At 48.2% G+C, this 15,023-nt stretch carries 15 protein-coding genes; 10 read left to right on the top strand and 5 right to left on the bottom strand.

Translation table 11 applies throughout. The features are described from left to right. Positions 1-55 precede the first annotated feature (55 nt). The 3 genes from Q9R23_RS12045 to folE2 all read right to left on the bottom strand — a co-directional run bounded on the left by Q9R23_RS12045 (position 56) and on the right by folE2 (position 3,513). The gene (locus tag Q9R23_RS12045) at positions 56-751 is read right to left on the bottom strand and encodes a LytR/AlgR family response regulator transcription factor (RefSeq protein WP_311247126.1); all 696 of its coding nucleotides are present in this window, start codon (positions 749-751) and stop codon (positions 56-58) included. Continuing rightward, positions 732-2,498 (bottom strand): LytS/YhcK type 5TM receptor domain-containing protein, encoded by a 1,767-nt coding sequence (locus Q9R23_RS12040; protein ID WP_311247125.1) that lies wholly within the window; start codon positions 2,496-2,498, stop codon positions 732-734. Before Q9R23_RS12040 ends, Q9R23_RS12045 begins: the two co-directional genes overlap by 20 nt. Positions 2,499-2,607: 109 nt before the next feature. Continuing rightward, the gene (folE2, locus tag Q9R23_RS12035; protein WP_311247124.1) at positions 2,608-3,513 is read right to left on the bottom strand and encodes a GTP cyclohydrolase FolE2; all 906 of its coding nucleotides are present in this window, start codon (positions 3,511-3,513) and stop codon (positions 2,608-2,610) included. A 325-nt stretch (positions 3,514-3,838) separates the two neighbouring features. Here folE2 and Q9R23_RS12030 point away from each other — a divergent pair, with 325 nt between their 5' ends. From Q9R23_RS12030 to Q9R23_RS11995, 8 genes are all read left to right on the top strand, one after another. Beyond that, positions 3,839-4,696, top strand: coding sequence for a TerC family protein (locus Q9R23_RS12030; RefSeq protein WP_290782742.1), 858 nt, complete (start codon positions 3,839-3,841; stop codon positions 4,694-4,696). Between the two features lie 164 nt (positions 4,697-4,860). Further along, the gene (locus tag Q9R23_RS12025; RefSeq protein WP_035411388.1) at positions 4,861-5,625 is read left to right on the top strand and encodes a TerC family protein; all 765 of its coding nucleotides are present in this window, start codon (positions 4,861-4,863) and stop codon (positions 5,623-5,625) included. A 51-nt stretch (positions 5,626-5,676) separates the two neighbouring features. Next, positions 5,677-6,810, top strand: coding sequence for a YfbR-like 5'-deoxynucleotidase (locus Q9R23_RS12020; RefSeq protein ID WP_290756145.1), 1,134 nt, complete (start codon positions 5,677-5,679; stop codon positions 6,808-6,810). Beyond that, positions 6,807-8,009 carry a multidrug effflux MFS transporter gene (locus Q9R23_RS12015; RefSeq protein WP_311247123.1) on the top strand — a complete coding sequence of 401 codons (1,203 nt, stop codon included), beginning with the start codon at positions 6,807-6,809 and terminating at the stop codon, positions 8,007-8,009. Before Q9R23_RS12020 ends, Q9R23_RS12015 begins: the two co-directional genes overlap by 4 nt. Positions 8,010-8,160: 151 nt before the next feature. Then, on the top strand, positions 8,161-8,388 hold the full coding sequence (locus Q9R23_RS12010) for a hypothetical protein (RefSeq protein WP_035411379.1): 228 nt from the start codon (positions 8,161-8,163) through the stop codon (positions 8,386-8,388). After that, a complete protein-coding gene (locus tag Q9R23_RS12005) occupies positions 8,378-8,899 on the top strand; it encodes an NfeD family membrane protein (RefSeq protein WP_214856226.1) in 522 nt (173 codons plus the stop codon). The genes Q9R23_RS12010 and Q9R23_RS12005 overlap by 11 nt, the downstream gene beginning before the upstream one ends. Next, on the top strand, positions 8,896-10,416 hold the full coding sequence (locus Q9R23_RS12000; RefSeq protein ID WP_029343201.1) for a flotillin lipid rafts scaffold protein FloT: 1,521 nt from the start codon (positions 8,896-8,898) through the stop codon (positions 10,414-10,416). The genes Q9R23_RS12005 and Q9R23_RS12000 overlap by 4 nt, the downstream gene beginning before the upstream one ends. 49 nt (positions 10,417-10,465) lie before the next feature. Then, the gene (locus Q9R23_RS11995; RefSeq protein WP_214856225.1) at positions 10,466-10,681 is read left to right on the top strand and encodes a hypothetical protein; all 216 of its coding nucleotides are present in this window, start codon (positions 10,466-10,468) and stop codon (positions 10,679-10,681) included. 275 nt (positions 10,682-10,956) lie between these two features. Here the strand turns inward: Q9R23_RS11995 and Q9R23_RS11990 are convergent, their stop codons facing one another. Both Q9R23_RS11990 and lipL read right to left on the bottom strand, forming a co-directional pair. Further along, the gene (locus tag Q9R23_RS11990) at positions 10,957-11,805 is read right to left on the bottom strand and encodes a DegV family protein (protein WP_214856224.1); all 849 of its coding nucleotides are present in this window, start codon (positions 11,803-11,805) and stop codon (positions 10,957-10,959) included. 16 nt (positions 11,806-11,821) lie between these two features. Beyond that, entirely contained in the window at positions 11,822-12,643 is an 822-nt protein-coding gene (lipL, locus tag Q9R23_RS11985; protein ID WP_311247122.1) for an octanoyl-[GcvH]:protein N-octanoyltransferase, read from the bottom strand. A gap of 145 nt (positions 12,644-12,788) precedes the next feature. On the opposite strand from lipL, the gene Q9R23_RS11980 reads away from it, so the two are divergent. Then, positions 12,789-14,096, top strand: a complete 1,308-nt coding sequence (locus Q9R23_RS11980) for an HD domain-containing protein (protein ID WP_214856222.1) — start codon at positions 12,789-12,791, stop codon at positions 14,094-14,096. After that, a complete protein-coding gene (locus tag Q9R23_RS11975) occupies positions 14,093-14,950 on the top strand; it encodes a phosphotransferase family protein (RefSeq protein WP_311247121.1) in 858 nt (285 codons plus the stop codon). The genes Q9R23_RS11980 and Q9R23_RS11975 overlap by 4 nt, the downstream gene beginning before the upstream one ends. Positions 14,951-15,023: the final 73 nt, after the last annotated feature.

Genomic DNA, 15,023 nt, shown 5'->3' with positions numbered 1-15,023 from the left:
CGATTTTGTACGATGAAAGGTTGAAAAAGGACCTTGAATCACAAAAAAGAAGCGCTCAAATACCGAGCGCTTCTTTCAATAGTTTGACATACGTCCGACTGACCGGCACATCGATTTGATGAATCTTTAAGTTGTAAGCCCCGTTAAACCAAGGTTCGATCGCGTCAATTGCTGATAAGTTCACGAGATACGAGCGATGAACCCGTAAAAACCGATGATCTTGAAGCTTTCGTTCAAGTTCGAGTAAGGTCTCGTTTGAAGGATACGCTTCATGTTCCGTTACGATTTTCGTTTTCCCATTTTCAGCGACGATGTAATCAATATCTTGCGGAGATAAGAGTTTGAGTCGATCTCCCGTTTCGACAGCTAAACGTTCAAGGCGAGGTGCTTTTTTCGGAAGCGGTCGTGCGACTTTTTCGATGGCGCGCACGATCCGTGCTGGATCATACGGTTTCAAGATGTAGTCATAGGCATTAAGTTCAAAGGCTTCAAGTGCATGAGCATCATATGCCGTTACAAACAAAAGAGCCGGAGGACGTGGCATCGACTTCAAGCGTTTGGCGACTTCAAGACCGCTTCCGTCCGTCAGCTCGATATCGAGAAAGACTAAGTCGGGTTGAAGGGAGCGGACGAGTCGTTCCGCTTCTTCGACACTGCCGGTTTCTCCGACGACTTCAAGACCGGCTGCGGTTACGTGATAACAGAGCTCGTCACGTGCGAGCGGTTCATCTTCAATCAACAAGGTGCGCATGCTGGTTCTCCTTTCTGACTTCAATGGGAAGGCGAATTGTGATCGTCGTTCCGTTTTGACCGTCACTCGTGATCGTAAACTGTCCTTTTTCACCGTACAGGGTTCGAATCCGTTCTGCCGTATTGAATAACGCGGTACCGGTACCAGAAGACGGAACGACTTCTCGACCGAGACGAGCAAGACGAGAAGCTTCAATCCCGCGTCCGTTATCGACGACTTCGAGGTAAAGTTGATCTGCCTCACACCACGCCGTCACCCCGACATATCCCGTCTGCTCATTTAAAAAAGCGTGAAGGAACGCATTCTCGATCAACGGTTGTAAGATAAACGGGGGAACGAGTAAAGACGTCGTCTCTTCCGCTAAATCGATATCGAGGAACGGTCGATTTGGAAAACGAGCAGCTTCAAGAGACGTATACGCCTCGATATGCTCGAGTTCCTTTTGAAGCGGAATTTTCGTCGAGCGTGCTCCTTGGAGGTTACTACGGAAAAACGTTGATAATTCGAGCAACAATGTCCGTGCCTGTTCGACATCCGTTCGGCACAGTGCATAAATCGTATTGATGGCATTGAACAGGAAGTGTGGATGAATTTGTGCTTCGAGTGCCCGGATCTCGGCATCCTTCAGTAAATCAGCTTGGCGCTGTGCGTTCCCGAGTGCCAGTTGTGTAGAAAACAGTTTTGCTAATCCTTCAATGAGTTCGACTTCCACGGCGTCGAGCAGTTCGGCGTGCGGATAGTAGACTTTTAACGTCCCGATCGTCGTTTCCCCGACGATGAGCGGAGCGATGATGCCCGCTTGAAGTGGGCAATCCGTTACGGGACAGCCGATATCGAGTCGTTCCGTCACAAGACGAACTTGTCCATCCTGTAAAACATGTTCGGTTGGTTTTGTCGTCCAGTGACTACCTGCTTGATGGTGATCACTTCCGATGCCAAGGTGGGCAAGGATAACGGATTGATCCGTCAAGGAGACGGCTTCGGCTCGTGTTTGCTGCAACAGAATTTCCGCGACAGCTTCTGCCGTATGGATATGTAGACCACGCGTCAGATGCGGAAGCGTCAAATCGGCGATATGCAACGATCGTTCGGCTTCTCGTGCACGGACGGTTTCTTCTTCTCGCGCAGCAAGGCGGATGATTGATAAAAATAACCAGACGCCAAGGACGTTAATGAGTGTCATCGGCAAGAAGATGAACTGGACGAGTTCGACAGCCGCATCAAAGGGACGAGAAAACAGTAAAATCAATGACATTTCAAATAGCATCAAAAAAGCGGTCAGACAAACAGGTAACAAGGCTTGGCTGCCGAGTCGGTCACGCCAGTAAGAGCGAAGTAATCCACTGACACCACCGGCGATGACGGTCGAAAGCGTACAAGCAAATGCTGTGAACCCGCCGAGGGAATACCGATGAATCCCGACGATCAGTCCAGTCATCAATCCACCAAGTGGACCAGCGAGTAACCCACTGATGACGACGATCATCGTTCGTGTATTCGCGATTGCCGATGTTCCGTCGACCTCTTCGAGCCAAGCATGGGGCAAGAATTCTGCTAAGTCGACTTTGACCCCTGTATAGTTACTTAAGATCCCATACGTCGCAAAAAACAAGACGAGGACACGGAATTGCCAACCTGCTTCCGGTTGACGCAGTAGCCGTCGTGTCGGTCCCCACTGGGCGAGGATGAACGCTAAGATGATCATGATACCAAGTCGCTCGAGTAAAAAAGGAATCAGTTCCAACATATGCATTCCTCCATTCGAGTTAAGTGTAAACGCTCGCAAAACGAAGGGCAATGCCGATAAACAAAAAAGCCGTACTCCCTCTAGTGGAGAGGAAGTACGGCGAGCTTGCTTATTGTGCGTCTTTATCGAACGTGATGCGTGCGATTGCATCATGTTGGTGAATCGTTTCTTCGTTGCGACATTCGACGTAGAACGAAGCAATTGGATCCATTTCGTATAGGTCGGCAGCAATCAAGCGCACCATGTCTTCTACGAAACGTGGATTTTCGTATGCCATCTCTGTCACGCGTTTTTCATCCGGACGTTTGAGTACCGGGTGAAGTGGGGCAGAAGCATTTGATTCAGCCGCATCAAGCAATGATTGTTTCCAGTCAAAGTCTTCTGCTTCATCACGTAACGAAGCTTCCATCGTGACGTAGCCACGTTGGTTGTGGGCACTGTACTCGCTGATTTCTTTCGAACATGGGCAAAGTGTCGTAACGTTGATCGTTAAGCCGACAGATAATGTCGCTTCATTCGTTTCCGTGTTGACGCTGACCGTTTGCCATACTTCGGCATTCATCAACCCACTAAGTCCCGTTGCAGGTGCTTTACGTGTAAAGAACCAGGGGTAACGAATCGTCAATTGACCTTCTGTTTGTTCCATACGGTCCGCTAAATCACGCGCGAATTGAATGAGTGATTCATTCGTGACTGTCCAACCTTCGTTGTGGTATTGATCAAGTTGTTCCGTTAAGCGACTCATGTTGATCCCTTTACGGTCTTGTACGAGTGACGTCGACAACTCGAACGTCGCGACTGTCGCTTGTGTTTCATCCCCGTCCTGGATGACGACAGGATGTTTAACGTTTGAGATTCCAACAGCGTCAAGTGCGAACAGGAAGTTCTTCGGTGTATTTTGCAAGTCGACCATTTTATCTTTTTCAGTCGGTTTTGTTCCTTTGATTGGTGGTACCGAACCGAACAGCTTATGGCGCTCTTCTTTCGTTGGTAATGTAATCGGGTAGGTAGACATGTTTATGGGCCCCTTTGTCCTTTTGTAGTGTTTCAATAGTAATAACATGACAGGAATGCTAGAGACGAGCAAGTCTGATGATTCCGCAAATGTGTTTCATCGTTTCATTACTAGAAGTGTTGTCTTGAATTTTATCACGAACGTTCGATAAACGAAACTCGCACGACTTAAAATCGACACATTCCATAGCCGGAGGAATAACATGCTTGCAATCGGGTATATTATCCTATAGTATATGTTCAGGTGAACGTGTAATTATTGTTTTTGTCATAGTCATACAATGTATTTTTGATTTTACAGATAGTCAGAGAAAGGGATGACAGGGATGGATTGGCAGTTATTACTTCAATATGCTTGGGTCGTACTCGTCTTGATCGCGCTTGAAGGATTACTTTCGGCAGATAATGCACTCGTACTCGCGGTCATGGTTAAGCACTTACCAGGAGAACAACAAAAGAAAGCACTTTTTTATGGATTAGCTGGAGCATTCGTCTTACGATTCGCGGCACTGTTCGCGATTTCGTTCCTCGTAGACATTTGGCAAATCCAAGCACTTGGAGCGGCGTACTTGCTCATCATGGGACTACGGCATATTTATAAGACCGTTAAAGCCAGAAAGCTCGGTGAGAACCACGGGGCTGAAAATGAACTCGATGAAGAACCGAAGTCGGAAGAGCCAGTTTCAAAAGGTGAATTCTGGCGGACAGTCGCAAAAATCGAATTCGCAGATTTAGCGTTCGCAGTCGATTCGATTCTTGCAGCCGTTGCCCTTGCCGTTGCTCTCCCGGACTGGGGATCGGGCGAAATCGGTGGTTTGAACACGGGTCACTTCATCGTCATCCTGACGGGTGGTTTGATGGGTGTCGTCTTGATGCGGTTCGCTGCACGTGTATTCGTGAAGTTGCTCGCAGAGCGTCCGGGTCTTGAAACAGCAGCCTTTGCAATCGTCGCTTGGGTCGGTGTGAAGCTAGCCGTTCTGGCGCTTGAACACCCGAAATACCACGCATCAATCGAAGGAACGATCTTTGAAGCCTTGAAACTTCCTGAAGGATTCGCCCACAGTACACCGTGGCAGGCATTCTTCTGGACAGTCATGGTCGGTCTTGCCCTTTGGGGTTGGTTCTCTTCACCAAAAACGAAACCAAATCCAGATGCTGAAAAGAAAGTCGATCAAAACTTATAAGAAATGGAACGATCCGTCGATGACGGGTCGTTTTTTTGTGTTAGGTTTTCTTAAACAATGGGAATAAAACACAAGGTTAAGTACTTCAGTCGAGCTTTCATCTTTTTCTTTCCGATCGACCGGCATATAATAAATAGACTGAACAAAAAAGGGGATTCGTTAGTATGGATATTGGATTAATTACACAGTATGCGACCGTCGGGCTCGTACTGATCATTTTGCAGGGGTTACTTTCTGCTGATAATGCAATGGTCATGGCTGTCCTCGTCCGACCGTTACCGGACGATCAACGCAAAAAAGCACTTTTCTATGGTCTTGTCGGAGCTCTTGTCTTACGTTTCGTCGCAATCTTCTTTGCTTCGTATTTAGCGACGATTTGGGAACTTCAAGCACTCGGGGCGATATACCTTTTCTACGTCGCGTTTAAAGGAATCGTCGAGGCTCGATCGAATAAACACCAAGTACCAGATTCAATTGCCTCACAAAAAGCCTCACCGAACTTTTGGTGGACTGTCGTTAAAGTCGAGTTCTCTGACTTGGCGTTTGCTGTCGACTCGACACTTGCTGCTGTCGCCATGGCAACGACATTACCGATGATCGGAGGAACGATCGGTGGTCTGAACACAGGACAATTCTGGGTCGTCTTCTTCAGTGGGATCATTGGTCTCGTCATTATGCGTTACTTTGCGAGTTGGTTCGTTGTCTTGCTCCAAAAGCGACCAGGTATCGAAGAAGCTGCCTTTTGGCTCGTCGCATGGGTTGGCGTAAAACTCGTCGTCATGACACTCGCGCATCCGTCGATCGACGTCTTGCCGCATGAGTTTCCAGAGAGTACACTATGGCAAACGATCTTCTGGGTCGTACTTGCTCTGATTTTAATCATTGGTTGGTTCCGTAGCGGAAGCAGTTCAACCAAATCAGCAAAATAATACAATGGCGGGCAGGGTACTCTCTGTCCGTCTTTCGTTAGGAGAGATTTCATGCAAAATGGTAATTTCATTCGAATGCTGACGCGGATGCAAAACGTTCCACGGTGGGATGAATATGCACCACGTTTTCCGGATAACGCAGCCAGTCATAGCTTTCGTGTTGCCTTATTCAGTTTGATGGCAAGCTATTTAGAAGAAGCAGACGGACAAACACCAGTCGACCGCCTGACATTGCTCGGAAAAGCCCTATTCCATGACATGAACGAGGTCATCACCGGACCAATCAAACACCGGACGAAAAAAGAGCCGACGCTACATGCACACATTCAGGCAATGGAACAACAGGCGAGTGAACAGCTCGTCGCCTTACTCTCGAAGTCGCTTCAACCAGCCTTTACGACGTATCTTGTTCATGCAGAGGATGATTCACCGGAAGGACGAATTGTTGAAGCCATCGATACGTTTGATGCGATGTTATATGCACGCCGGGAAGCACGGATGACAGAGTCCGTCTTTTTCGAACAAAAAGCAGCGGAATTACAGGCTGTTCTGGAACGACACCCACTCGCTTCAATCCGTCGCTTGACACAGTCGGTCATGGAAGAGGACGAGATGTCTCATTTTATCGAAAACGTCTTGATGATGGATACGATTCGGCGCTGGAAAGGACGTTTTAATACGATTGATGATAACGACGCGACACATGCGTTTCGAGCAGCCTCGCTTGGTATCTTCAATGGTCTGATTGAATCAGAAAAATACGGCGTCACGATTGATATCGAAGAAGTCGTTTCCCGTCTGTTATGCCATGATCTCGTTGAAGGCACGACGGGAGATGTTCTCGGACCTGTCAAACATGCGACCCCGGTCACAGCAGCAGCCTTCGAAGCTTACGAACGGGCAGAAGGAGAGACGTTGATCAATAATTTACCGAAAGAAATCCGAGTACCATTCCGTCGGTTCGTCGTGGAAGCAAAAGACGAGACATACGAAGGACAGATGGTTGATGTGATCGATAAACTCGATGCGTTGATTAAAATGAACATGGAACGGAAGTTGAACGGGGTCGAGTATGAGACCGGTTATCGGGCCCAACTCAAAAAGGTACAGATGACATATGAAAATCCATCGGTCGTCTTTTTCCTCGCTTATGTCTTGCATGATTTGGATTACGTGACGTCATGACAAAGACGACGATGACACCAGGCCGCTTGACGTTGATCTTGATCCTCGGTTCACTCGCTGCACTCGGACCGCTCTCGATCGACATGTATCTACCTGCTTTTCCGGATATGTCACGCTCGTTTGATGCGAGTGCGTCACTGATCCAATTGAGTTTGACGGCTTGTATGCTCGGAATGGCGCTCGGACAATTGATCGTTGGTCCGCTCAGTGATGTTCGTGGACGTAAGCGTCCGTTAATGATTGCTTTACTTGCGTATCTGCTCGCTTCTCTTGCGTGTGCGATGGCACCAACGATCGAAGTGTTGATTGCGCTGCGCTTCATCCAAGGGGCAGCCGGAGCGTCAGGAATTGTCATTTCCCGGGCAATCGTTCGCGATCTATTCGAAGGACCGGAATTAACGCGGTTCTTTGCTGCCTTGTCCCTCGTCAACGGAACGGCACCGATTCTCGCCCCCGTCATCGGGGGACAGTCGCTTCGGTTCGGTGACTGGCATTTTGTCTTTTACTTGCTGGCGATTTTAAGTACGTTGATGTTGCTCGCTGTTGCACTGCGTTTGCCGGAAACACTTCCACTCGAAAGACGCGTTGAAGGGAATTTGACGACGACGCTGAAGACATTCGGACGTTTGTTGACGGACCGTGTCTTCATCGGCTATGCGTTTGCGCAAGCATTCGTCATGGGCGCGATGTTTGCCTACATCTCCGGTTCACCGTTCGTCTTACAAAATATTTATGGCGCTTCGCCGCAACAGTTCAGTTTTTTGTTCGGCTTAAACGGAATCGGAATCATTTTAGCGGCTCAAATCGCTGGACGTCTTGCTGGTCGAGTTGATTCAGAACGTCTGATGCGAATCAGCTTGACGGTTGTTGCGAGTGCAAGTATCTTTTTGTTCCTCGCTTTAACGTTAACGGACCAATTGATTTTCGTCATGATTCCACTTTTTTTCGTCGTCTCAAGCGTTGGTTTGATCTCAACGCTCGGTTTTACCTTAGCGATGCAAAACTACGGAGCAACGGCTGGAAGTGCCTCGGCACTTCTTGGTTTACTCCCGATGCTCGTCGGTTCGCTCGTGTCACCACTTGTCGGCATCATGGGGGAGCAATCGGCCGTTCCGATGGGGCTGATTATCATGACGCTTGATTGTTTGGCACTCGTCCTTTATTACGGACTAATCGTCCGACGTCCCGACCGCTCATAAATACTTGTTAGTCAAAAACGTTTGTCCTATTTATGGGACGAACGTTTTTTTATTTAATGAAAGGAAAAGAAATGGAATTCATTTTGAAACATTTTCTAGATGGTTTGCGTAGAAGAGGGAGAAAGCCAGTACTTCAGAAAGGAGTGGAGCGATGAAACAGGAGTTGCCGCGTGAACGAGAACCGTCGATTGAGGCAAGATTAGCACGTCATTTTGCCGCGCAAAAAAAATACTTACGTCGTCAAGAAGAGGCGATTGATCAGCGAGACAAAGAGTTGGCTCGTTTATTGTATGAAGAAAACCGGACTGCGTATCAGCGGGCTTATCACGAACTGTATGGTTCACATCCTTACATCGAGGTGAACGAAAATGGACGTTAGTACACTTTATTTATATGCGTTAGCGGCCGCTGCTTGTGGTGTGTTTGTGTCCATCTTATTCTCAGACGTCATTCCGGGTGTCGATCAAATTTTCCATCCTACGTTGATCTTATCTTTCGTCATCATCACGTCAGCGATCGGCTTCGGACTCGAACAACTGAGTCCGCTTGGTTCAATTTTGATTTTGATCATCAGCAGTGTCATCGCGTTGTTAGTGACGACGCTGATGCATATTTTTTTGTTCGTTCCGATGGCACAAGCCGAACAGTCGCTTGGATTTTCGGAACAGATGCTAGAAGGGCGTAGCGCAACCGTCATCGTGCCGATTCCGACTGAAGGATATGGTGAAATTTTACTTGATGACGTCTCAGGACGTGTATCGAAGTCAGCCGTCCTGTTTGAAGGTCCTGCCTTACCACAAGGAACAAAGGTACTTGTTATCGAGATGAAACAAGGCGTCGCGTCTGTCGTGACGTACCCCCAACAATGGAAAAAGGAGATGTTTACATGAATCCAGTGTTAATCGTATCGATCGTTGCAGTAGCATTGATCGTTGCATTGATTGTCCTATTCATCACGAAGTACCGAACGGTTGGTCCGGAAGAAGCATTAATCGTATCCGGTAGTTATCTTGGAGGACGCAATGTTAATACCGATGAGTCCGGCAACCGGGTGAAGATTATTCGCGGCGGCGGAACATTCGTGTTACCTGTCTTCCAACAAGCAACACCACTCAGTTTGTTATCGAGTAAACTCGAAGTCACGACACCAGAAGTGTACACGGAGCAGGGTGTACCGGTCATGGCTGATGGAACGGCGATCATCAAGATTGGCAGTTCGATTTCTGAGATTGCAACAGCAGCAGAGCAGTTCCTCGGAAAATCAAAAGAAGAGCGCGAAGGGGAAGCGCGTGAAGTTCTTGAAGGGCACTTGCGTTCGATCCTCGGTTCGATGACTGTCGAAGAAATTTATAAGAACCGCGATAAGTTCTCGCAAGAAGTCCAGCGGGTCGCGTCTCAAGACCTGGCGAAGATGGGACTCGTCATCGTTTCGTTTACGATCAAAGACGTCCGAGATAAAAATGGATATTTAGAATCACTAGGGAAACCACGGATTGCACAGGTGCGCCGTGATGCGGACATCGCAACGGCAGACGCTGAAAAAGAGACACGCATCAAACGAGCGGAAGCTTCAAAAGATGCGAAAAAAGCAGAACTCGAACGTGCAACGGAAATCGCTGAAGCGGAAAAAGAAAATCAGTTGAAGATGGCAGACTACCGCCGCGAACAAGATATCGCGAAGGCGAAAGCCGACCAAGCGTATGATCTTGAGAATGCACGTGCGCAACAAGAAGTCACCGAGCAACAGATGCAAATCAAAATCATCGAGCGTCAAAAACAAATCGAGCTCGAAGAACGTGAAATCCTCCGTCGTGAGAAACAATACGATGCGGAAGTCAAAAAACGTGCCGATGCCGATCGTTACTCGATTGAGCAAGCTGCCCAAGCGGACCGTGCGAAGCAATATGCGGAAGCAGATGCAACGAAATACCGGATCGAGGCATCGGCAAAAGCGGATGCAGAACGAATTCGTCTGGATGGTCTTGCGAAAGCGGACGCTGAGCGAGCACAAGGGGAAACAGAAGCAGACATCATTCGTTTGAAAGGTCTTGCCGAAGCGGAAGCGAAAGAAAAAATCGCGCAGGCGTTCGAACAATTCGGACAAGCAGCAATCCTTGACATGGTCATTCGGATGATGCCAGAATACGCGAAAGAGATTGCAGCACCACTCGGTAACATCGATAAGATCACGGTCGTCGATACAGGTAGTGGTGAAGGTGGCGGTGCGAACCGTGTCACAGGGTACGCGACAGATTTGATGGCGTCACTACAAGAGACGTTAAAAGCCTCATCAGGGTTAGATGTCAAAGAGTTGATCGAGAACTTCTCTGGTAAAGGAACAGCAAAGCCGTTGACGGTCAACTTGAATTCCCATGATGCGGTGGCAGCGTCGAAAACAGAAGACTGATATCATTACTATGTACTAGTAGAAGTAGTTTCTGAAAGGATATCTCATCATGGATGGTTTAGCGTTACTGCAAGAGCGTTGGATGTTGTTGCTCCCGTTCGTTGTCGTCTTCTTGATCAACGTCGGGTTATTGACAGCCCTTCTTAAGAAGCGACGTGATTTACCGAAACTGTTAGTCTTCGGAATGGGTGGGATGGCGATCGTGTTCATCGTCTCCTCGCTTGGATTAAGCATGGCACTGCTGTTCTTCGGATACAATTCATAAAAAACGGAGCTGACTCAAAAGTCAGTCTCTACAAAGATAGGGGTGGCAGAATGATGATCTGCCACCCCTATCTCGTAATAAAAAGAATGACGCGTCACACGCAACTCCTACAGGAATAAGCGCATTTATGCGCTGTCAGAGACAAACAAGACCCGCTTTCCTGCTTGAATGAAGCAGGAAAACTGGCTTGTGTCTCGCCTGAGGAAAGGGCGTGAACAGACGAGTCGTTCTTTTTTTTGAGTCAGCCTCGTTTAATGAAGTAAGAATGAATGCCGTTAACGTGGAAGGTCATACCCAATGACGACAAGTCCCGGTCCAGTATGTGAACCGATGGCTGCGCCGGCGATCGTCAAGATGACTTCGCTTGGTGAGAATTGTGCTTCAATCGATTGTTTTAACTGTTCTGCCCGTTCGATTGAATCCCCGTGACCAATCATGATTCGGTGTCCGTCAATCGCAGGACGTGCTTCTTCCATCCACTCGACGATCCGGTTCATGACCTTTTTCTGACCTCGGATTTTCTCTTTTGGAATCAACTTCCCGTCTTCGACTGTCAACAGCGGTAAGATCGATAAGAGACCACCAATGAAGGCGCTAGCTCGCGAAACGCGTCCACCGCGCATCAAATATTCGAGTGATTCGACTGTAAACAGATGACGAATCGTATTCACCTTGGCTTCAGCATAAGCCGCTGTTTCTTCAAACGAATGCGTCTTCGCATATTCTGCGACGTCAAGAACGAACAATCCTTGTCCTGTCGAAGCGGTTTTCGTATCGAGCACGAGATAGGGGACGTTCGGATATTTTTCGGCAAGTTCATCTGCGAGCATCTTCGCGGTTTGGTATGTTCCAGATAATTCACTTGAAAAAGCGAGATAGAGGAAGGGATCCCCTTGTTCGAAATGACGCGTGAACACCTCGACCATCCGGCTGACTTCGACCTGGAATGTCTTCGGTGCTGCACCGTCACGCATCTTATCATACAGTTGTTTCGGAGATATCGATTCTCCGTCGAAGAACGTGTCTTCGTCGATCAATACGCCAAATGGCATGACCGTAAAATCATAAGCATCTAACATGTCTTTTGGTGCATCAGCACCACTATCTGTGATCAATCGGATCATCACGCTCTCTCCTTTCTTAACCTAGGGCTTTTTCGTTTCGATCAAGCATCCGACTCAAGTTGACGCCGAAACGCTCGTTCTCGAGTTCCGTCAACGTCGCGGGCGTCAAATCAGCGCCGAGCGCAAGTAACGCCTCATACGCACGACGTAAGCACTCCTCGACCGTTAAGGAAGTACCAAGCAGTTCCTCGAGTGACGCCATCGTTTCCGGCACGACGGTCGGATAGATGAACTTTGTTGTCTCACCTTGAAGCGCTGCCGCGTAAAAGTCACGGACTAAAGCGGCGCGTTGACTTCCACTTCCATTGACACAAAGGTAGATTTGGACAGCGACTCCGCCACGAACACGACGTTGCGAGATACCGGCGAACTTTTTACCGGCAATCGACAAGTCATAAGAACCGGGACAATACGATCCGACGACTTCACCAGCGACGATCGCGTCTGTTTCTTGCGCGAACATATGGCGGACGAGCGCAAGCATCGCTTCGTAACCACTGTCGATATCGATCCCACCGCGTTCCGGTAGGACGAGCGAAATATTCAAGACACCGGCATCAAGGACGACGGCAAGACCACCTGAGTTACGGACGACGGGCGAGAAACCATGTTCATGCAGAACGGCTACACCGTCAGCAAGATGAGGAAGACGGGCATCCTGGATGCCGAGGACGACGGTTTCGTGGTGAATCCAAGAGCGGAGTGCGGCTCCTTCTGTTGCAACAGAGGCACATAATGTGTCGTCCATCGCAAACGATTGTGTCGCATGGAGAGCAGTTCCGAGTGACGTTTGATCAAAAATACGATAATGTTCTTGTTTTAAGAGTTCGATTCCCATAGGCTCGTTCCTTTATTGTAGATTTGCGACATCATTATAGCATAGGGTGTGTAAAGTTTCTGTGCGAAGCGCCGCGGGAGACAGGAATCCTTGGAAACAAAACCGAACAACAACGATATAGACACGATTTAAAGGAGAGAAACATATGTATCAATCATTAGGACAATTAAAGGAAACGAAGGTCTTCAAGGATCCGGTTCATCGCTATATCTATGTCAGTGATCAGTTGATTTGGCAACTGATCGGTACACGTGAATTTCAGCGACTACGCCGAATCAAACAACTCGGAACATCCTTTTTGACGTTTCATGGAGCAGAGCACACACGGTTCCATCATTCGCTCGGTGTCTATGAAATCACGCGTCAACTGATCGATGTCTTCAACGGTCGCGCCGATTGGGACGATCAGTACCGGGAGTTGACACTGGCTGCGGCACTCTTACACGATGTCGGACACGGTCCGTTTTCGCACGCATTCGAGAACGTCTTCGGTGTTAACCACGAGACGTGGACGGAGCGAATCATTCTCGGGGATACGGAAATCAAGAAAGTCCTCGACCAAGTCGGAGACGGATTTGCGGAAGAAGTAGCGTCGATCATCAACAAGACGCACCCGAATCAACTGCTTGTTACGATGATCAGCTCACAACTCGACGTTGACCGGATGGATTATTTATTGCGCGATGCGCATTTTGCCGGTGTCAGCTACGGAAAATTCGATCTCGAGCGGATGCTTCGGGTATTGCGTCCAGCCCATAATCAGATGGTCGTCAAACAATCGGGAATGCATTCGATCGAAGACTACATCATGCGGCGGTATCAGATGTATTGGCAAGTCTACCTGCATCCGGTGACACGATCGAGTGATTACCTATTAAAGGCTATTCTTGAGCGGGCGCAGGAGTTGTACCTGTCCGCATATCCGTTTGCGATCGCACCAATCCATTTGATGCCGCTATTTGATCAGAAGATGGAGTTGCGTGATTTCCTTGGGCTCGATGAGACAATCGTCTACTTCTATTTTCAGCAGTGGGCGAATGAGCAGGATCCAATCCTTGCAGATCTCTCGAGGCGATTCGTTGACCGGAAGTTGTTTAAGTATGTCGATTACCCGGCTGAAAAACGGGAACTCGTCCACGATAAGTTGTGTGAGTTGTTCGAAGCAATCGGCTTGAATCCGACGTATTATCTGCTTGAAGATAAACTCAGTCGTCTTCCTTACGATTTATATGGAGATAACGGTGAAATTAGTAAGCAGCCGATCATGCTACAGATGAAGGGTGGGCAGATGAAAGAGATTTCGCAAGTTTCACCGCTCGTTCAAGCCATTGCGACGTCACGCCAAACGGATGAGAAGCTGTTCTTCCCGCAAGAAATTTTGCACGACTTGCGCGAACATGCGAATGAGAAGATGCAAATCGACCAGTTATTGATTGGTAATGTGACATCATGATATCGTCCGCTGTCCTTACGAACATCTTGCAACAGCTTGGACAGGAGGGGGGAGAGGTCGAAGTCTTAAAAGGCGCGACATCCTCCCTTGTTTTTCGGGTCGGTGAGGGAATTCTTCGCGTCCATACGAATCAGGACTGGCTACATGAGGAGCCTGATCTTGTCTTGCACGAGGTGTTTGCGTTACGAGCAGCAGGTGACTTAGGACCAGATGTGTTGGACTATCAAACAGATGTTAGGGACGAAATACCGCCGTGGATATATATGACGCGTTCACCGGGAGAGATCCGGCTTGATCAGGTAGATGAGCAATATGTCGAACGACTAGCACAGATGCTTGCGGCAATCCATACACTACCGATACCAGAATCTCTTTATGTCTATCAGCCGTATGCGACGGAACGTCACGTTCCGACGTGGACGCAGCATCCGGAGAGATGGCGTCAGCTACTGGCGGTCGAACCAATCGAAAGTCAAACAATCCGATTTATTCATCGGGATTTCCATCCGGTCAATGTGTTATACGAAATGGATGGGACGTGTCATACGATTGATTGGATTAATGCGTGTGTAGGTCCCATTGAAGTCGACCTTGCGCATTGTCGTTTGAATCTTGCCTTGCTCGAATCCGTCGAGATGGCGGATCATTTTTTAAAAAGTTACCTTAAACAGACGAACCGTTTGTACGATCACGGGTGGGATATTCGGGCTGTTTTTGATTTTGGACCGGAAACGATTGACGTCTATTCGGGGTGGAAAGCATATGGAAGGCAAAACCTCAGTCAGGACAATGTTCGGGAACGCTTGGAAAAGTTTGTCTTGAAAGTCTATGAAAATAACGAAAGCGGTTACTAAATGAACTTTTCCTCTTGTAGTTCTTCGAAATATTGATTATTCTATTACTTGGAAAGAAATTAAACGTCAGACA

The sequence above is a fragment of the Exiguobacterium sp. BRG2 genome (assembly GCF_031844245.1).
Lineage (GTDB): Bacteria > Bacillota > Bacilli > Exiguobacteriales > Exiguobacteriaceae > Exiguobacterium_A.
The sequence above is the reverse complement of the archived record's forward strand: the minus strand, read 5'-3'. Positions and strand labels throughout refer to the sequence as shown.

Coding starts and splice junctions, on each gene's coding strand:
- Q9R23_RS12045 (WP_311247126.1), bottom strand. CDS start 751: ATGCGCACCTTGTTGATTGAAGATGAACCGCTCGCACGTGACGAGCTC.
- Q9R23_RS12040 (WP_311247125.1), bottom strand. CDS start 2,498: ATGTTGGAACTGATTCCTTTTTTACTCGAGCGACTTGGTATCATGATC.
- folE2 (WP_311247124.1), bottom strand. CDS start 3,513: ATGTCTACCTACCCGATTACATTACCAACGAAAGAAGAGCGCCATAAG.
- Q9R23_RS12030 (WP_290782742.1), top strand. CDS start 3,839: ATGGATTGGCAGTTATTACTTCAATATGCTTGGGTCGTACTCGTCTTG.
- Q9R23_RS12025 (WP_035411388.1), top strand. CDS start 4,861: ATGGATATTGGATTAATTACACAGTATGCGACCGTCGGGCTCGTACTG.
- Q9R23_RS12020 (WP_290756145.1), top strand. CDS start 5,677: ATGCAAAATGGTAATTTCATTCGAATGCTGACGCGGATGCAAAACGTT.
- Q9R23_RS12015 (WP_311247123.1), top strand. CDS start 6,807: ATGACAAAGACGACGATGACACCAGGCCGCTTGACGTTGATCTTGATC.
- Q9R23_RS12010 (WP_035411379.1), top strand. CDS start 8,161: ATGAAACAGGAGTTGCCGCGTGAACGAGAACCGTCGATTGAGGCAAGA.
- Q9R23_RS12005 (WP_214856226.1), top strand. CDS start 8,378: ATGGACGTTAGTACACTTTATTTATATGCGTTAGCGGCCGCTGCTTGT.
- Q9R23_RS12000 (WP_029343201.1), top strand. CDS start 8,896: ATGAATCCAGTGTTAATCGTATCGATCGTTGCAGTAGCATTGATCGTT.
- Q9R23_RS11995 (WP_214856225.1), top strand. CDS start 10,466: ATGGATGGTTTAGCGTTACTGCAAGAGCGTTGGATGTTGTTGCTCCCG.
- Q9R23_RS11990 (WP_214856224.1), bottom strand. CDS start 11,805: ATGATCCGATTGATCACAGATAGTGGTGCTGATGCACCAAAAGACATG.
- lipL (WP_311247122.1), bottom strand. CDS start 12,643: ATGGGAATCGAACTCTTAAAACAAGAACATTATCGTATTTTTGATCAA.
- Q9R23_RS11980 (WP_214856222.1), top strand. CDS start 12,789: ATGTATCAATCATTAGGACAATTAAAGGAAACGAAGGTCTTCAAGGAT.
- Q9R23_RS11975 (WP_311247121.1), top strand. CDS start 14,093: ATGATATCGTCCGCTGTCCTTACGAACATCTTGCAACAGCTTGGACAG.